The organism is Thermohalobaculum sediminis, from assembly GCF_023487995.1.
Classification (GTDB): Bacteria; Pseudomonadota; Alphaproteobacteria; order Rhodobacterales; family Rhodobacteraceae; genus Thermohalobaculum; species Thermohalobaculum sediminis.
The window spans coordinates 1-3900 of the sequence record NZ_JAMFKN010000030.1; the positions used below are offsets into that span (position 1 = coordinate 1).

The 3900-nt window shown below is 58.5% G+C and carries 4 protein-coding genes; 1 reads left to right on the forward strand and 3 read right to left on the reverse strand.

Annotation, left to right across the window (positions count from 1 at the left end):
- Positions 1-70: 70 nt before the first annotated feature.
- The 3 genes from M1105_RS20350 to M1105_RS20360 form a co-directional block, all read right to left on the reverse strand.
- The gene (locus M1105_RS20350) at positions 71-274 is read right to left on the reverse strand and encodes a hypothetical protein (protein ID WP_249582202.1); all 204 of its coding nucleotides are present in this window, start codon (positions 272-274) and stop codon (positions 71-73) included.
- A gap of 160 nt (positions 275-434) precedes the next feature.
- Positions 435-680 (reverse strand): hypothetical protein, encoded by a 246-nt coding sequence (locus M1105_RS20355; protein ID WP_249582203.1) that lies wholly within the window; start codon positions 678-680, stop codon positions 435-437.
- 36 nt (positions 681-716) lie between these two features.
- On the reverse strand, positions 717-2276 hold the full coding sequence (locus M1105_RS20360) for an amidohydrolase family protein (protein ID WP_249582204.1): 1560 nt from the start codon (positions 2274-2276) through the stop codon (positions 717-719).
- Between the two features lie 209 nt (positions 2277-2485).
- Here M1105_RS20360 and M1105_RS20365 point away from each other — a divergent pair, with 209 nt between their 5' ends.
- Positions 2486-3484, forward strand: a complete 999-nt coding sequence (locus tag M1105_RS20365) for an AraC family transcriptional regulator (protein WP_249582205.1) — start codon at positions 2486-2488, stop codon at positions 3482-3484.
- The last annotated feature ends 416 nt before the right edge of the window (positions 3485-3900 follow it).

Here is a 3900-nt window from a genome sequence, read left to right on the forward strand (position 1 = left end):
ATCAGGAACGCAGCCTTTCAAGCCGGCACATCTTCAAGGTCAACAGAACCGCCGCACTCGAGGAGTGGCGTCAGCTCAGCGCGACCTGATATCCGGCGCTCGCCGGCAAACTGAGACGAGTTCGCATTCGTCTGACACCACCCTCAAGAATGCTCCGCGCTTCGTCCAATCGTTCCTGCAGCCGTGGGCGGGCGTCGACATCAACAGCACCCGTTTCAAGACGCTCTTCGAGCCGGAGCACGGTCCGCAGCTCAGCGAGCATCTCGAAGCCCATCTCACGGAATGGATCCTCGAAAGTCTGTGCCGCGGGATCAGGCAGATCCGCGAACGTGATCCCCCTAGGCTCCGGCAAGGCAGAGGTTGCCAACGCAGCCATCGCAGAGCAGGCTATGGTTGCGAACAAGGCCGAGCGCCGTAAACGGAGGCTCGCCATCTCAATTCCCACCTTGCGGCGGGATGGAGGCATCGATCTCCTCGGCACTTGTCGAGGGCTCCTTGATGCTCTTGACGATACGACCATCCGAGATCCCGACATTGGCGACGCCGTCGTAGAGCGTCTCCGGATCCATGACGCGACCATTGGAGATGACGAGATCGTAGTCCTGAGCGTTGGCGATACCGGCAACCACAAGCGCAGATGTCAACGCGACGGTGGAAGCAAGCGATCGAAACGTGATCATCGGTGTCCTCTGCCCTTGTATGCTTTGGAAGCGCATTTATTGAGGCTCATCCCTGCGTATTGGCTGACCATGGGCGGCATCCACCAGAAGCGCCCCGTCTCGAACTGCAAACCCGCCGTTGACTAGCACGGTCTGTACGCCCACCGCCGGCTGATTGGCGTTGTCGAAGGTTGCCTTGTCGGCGATGGTTTCAGGGTCGAACACAACGATGTCGGCATCCATACCGACCTGGAGTCGACCCTTACGCCGCATCTGGGGCACGAAGTCTCCCAGCGTCTGCGCCGGCAGAAGCGAGATCTTGCGGATCGCCTCGCTCATCGACAGCACGCCGCGCTCGCGTACATACGAGCGCAGGACCTTCGCGAACGTCCCGGCAGAGCGCGGATGTGCGAAGACCTTCTCGGGCAGCGGCCACTCATCACCCGTGTAAGTCTGGATGTTGCCGTCGTCGTCGAAATATGCCCAGAACGTGGCATCGGAAGAGATCAGGGTCGCAGGGTGGGTCACCGACATGTCGAGCTTGGCCAAGTCCTCCGGCTTGCTCTCGTCGAGGAAGTGCCATGTGATGAAGGTGCCAGGCTTGTTCTTCTGATAGTCGGCAAGTTGATCCTCGGTCATGCGATCCTGACCAAGTTGGAAGTTCTCGGACGTCGATTGCATTCGGTCCCGCCAGTCGGCCCCGGTGAACATGGCGGCTCCGACGACGGTGCTGGCGGCGCCGTAGGGGTAGGCCTCCACCGTTATGTTGATACCCTTCGCCATCGCCTCATCGACGAGGGCTAGCGTGTCGGCGATATCCGCCATGGATGTGCTATTGATGTGGCAGATGTGCATGTGCGCGCCGGTGATCGCAGCATTCGCGATCAGTTCCTTGAGCGCCTCGAACGAGCTTTGCGGCTCGATGACGCTGGCATAGCGGACGTGAGTATAGGTTGCGACGCCATAGCGCTCGGCCAGTTCTGCCAGCGCAAAGTATTCCTTCTGGCCGTATCCGGGCGCGTAGCCTGCGTTCACACCGATGCCGAGGCCCCCCTCCTTCAGCCCCTGCTCGACGAGCGACAGGATGCGCGTCGACTGGTCGGCATCGGCGATCTTCATCTTCCAGTCGCTCTCAGTCTGAGCCTCCTGGAAGAATTCGACAGTTGCCAGCGGATCGGTGTCGTCGAAGGTCGCGATACGACCATAGGTCCAGCCCGCCGACGCGCCATAATTAATCGGCAGGCCCTTCTTGGCCTGACCGTCATACCACTCGCCGATCGGCAAGACGCCGGATTCAAGTTCGAGCGCGGTAGTCACCCCCTGCATCACGTACATGCGGTAGTCACCGATGCTTTGACCGTGCGCGTGCAAGTCGATGAAGCCCGGTGCCACGACGTGGCCGGTTGCATCGACGACAACGTCGCCCTCAAGCGGAAACTCGCTGACCGCGGTGATCCGCCCGTCCTCGATCGCCACGTTGCGGATCGCGTCGAGCCCGGTCTCCGGGTCGATCACGCGCCCGTTCAGGATGACGACGTCGTTGGCGAGCGCCGATGCTGCAGTCGCAACAACGACGGCCAAAACGCTGGTCGAAGGGAGGATTTTTCTAAAGAGCATGTCCGATGTCCGTGAAAAGAAGCGCCGTCGTCTCTGCATCGTCGCCGCAAGGGCCGGTAAAATCCACACTGTGCTGTTCGACCGCCCATGCCATGTCTCTTGGAGACAGAGATGTCCAAAAAATGTCCTCGGAAGCGCGATCAGTCATTGGCTGTCGCGTCCTGCTCGTATCATCAGGTTGAAGAGGTCTCATTTAGGGAAGCCAAAAGATGCCGGGACGTCTCGCCTTCAACCGTGCGCTAACGCTTCAGCCATTCCTTAAGGAATTCGAGCGACGCGGGGGGAACGTTGCGACCGTGCTGAGAGCCGCTGCCCTCGAGCACGTCGACCTCACCGACCCGTCCACCCTAATCACCGGGAACGCACTCTATCGTGCAGTGCACGAGATGGCCGAGGCCCTGGGCGACCCATTCTTCGCGGCTCGTGCCGCTGAGCAGTTCGTAAAGGCCGGTCCTGCCTTCGTGCGGCAGAGCTACGCGGCATCTCATACGCTGGCAGAGTTCCTCCCGCTTTGCGTCCTCGAGCTTAGGGAGCAGCTCAATAATATTACTTACTCACTAAAAATTGACGCCGATCTCACCACAATCATAGGGAAGCGAAATTTCACCGCAGACGTTCCGATGACTCATATAGATGCAGCTACCGTGAGCATCTGGGTTACCTTTCTGAGGCTTGTAGTTAAGAGTGAATTCTCTTCATCCCGCATCTCGGTCATAGCTCAAGAAACCAAAGCAATTCCTTCGGATATTGTTTCAGGGACATCAATTCTGAGACGAAGATGGAACGGCATTCAGGTCGCATTCCCCTCCGAATGGTTGAAAATACCCCTCGATTTGGATTGGAGTATAAGATCGATCCCGCGTGGAGAGTTCAAAGAGAGCTCTTCAAGGAGAATCCAACTGGAGTTCCTCGCGAACCTCTGCCTGGAGCGTATCGGCGAAAGAGCATTCGGGCTAGATCACTTTGCCCGCCTGCTCGGCGTTAATCCGAAGGAGTTGCAGCGCACCCTCGATGGGTTAGGCACATCTTTCCAACAGATGCGTGACGAGGTTAGACGAAAGAAGGCACTGGAACTCATGACTTCGAACGCCCCCGTTTCGAATGAGGATATTGCCGAGATCCTTGGTTTCTCTAGCGGAGCAAATTTTTCAAGAGCCTTCAAACGCTGGACAGGCGTCTCACCCACGGAGTTCCAGAAGAACCAGTGATCTGTGACCTGGCCGAGTGAAGTTGTCCCGTTTCAGTCTCAGTGCATGACGGGTTTGGACGTCACCCCGCCTCTGCTCCGGGCTTTATGCGACCTTCCGGGCAGCAGGTCAGCGTCAGCTTTGTTCCGCCTAAGTTCCGTCGATTGCAGCCAAAGAGAGACGCGTTCGCATTCGTCTCGCAGTACCTCGGGGGGGTTGACAGCCTGATCGAGAATGGCACTTCCTTGGCTGCCGGCCCAAGTTCCTCGGTGGAAGGCGCCGAGTTGTTCGGCGCCAAGCCCTGCACATTCGAATCCATTACTAGGGAGACTGAGCATGTTCCTTAAGAAATACATTGCGGCATGTGGCCTGTGCGTCGCTGCCCTCTTGGCCTTCGGGTCCGCAACCGCGGAAGAGAGTGGTGTGAAGGTAGGCGT

What these genes read in the sequence shown, in the direction of transcription:
- M1105_RS20365 (WP_249582205.1), top strand. Translation starts at nt 2,486, where the DNA reads ATGCCGGGACGTCTCGCCTTCAACCGTGCGCTAACGCTTCAGCCATTC.
- M1105_RS20350 (WP_249582202.1), bottom strand. Translation starts at nt 274, where the DNA reads ATGGGCTTCGAGATGCTCGCTGAGCTGCGGACCGTGCTCCGGCTCGAA.
- M1105_RS20360 (WP_249582204.1), bottom strand. Translation starts at nt 2,276, where the DNA reads ATGCTCTTTAGAAAAATCCTCCCTTCGACCAGCGTTTTGGCCGTCGTT.
- M1105_RS20355 (WP_249582203.1), bottom strand. Translation starts at nt 680, where the DNA reads ATGATCACGTTTCGATCGCTTGCTTCCACCGTCGCGTTGACATCTGCG.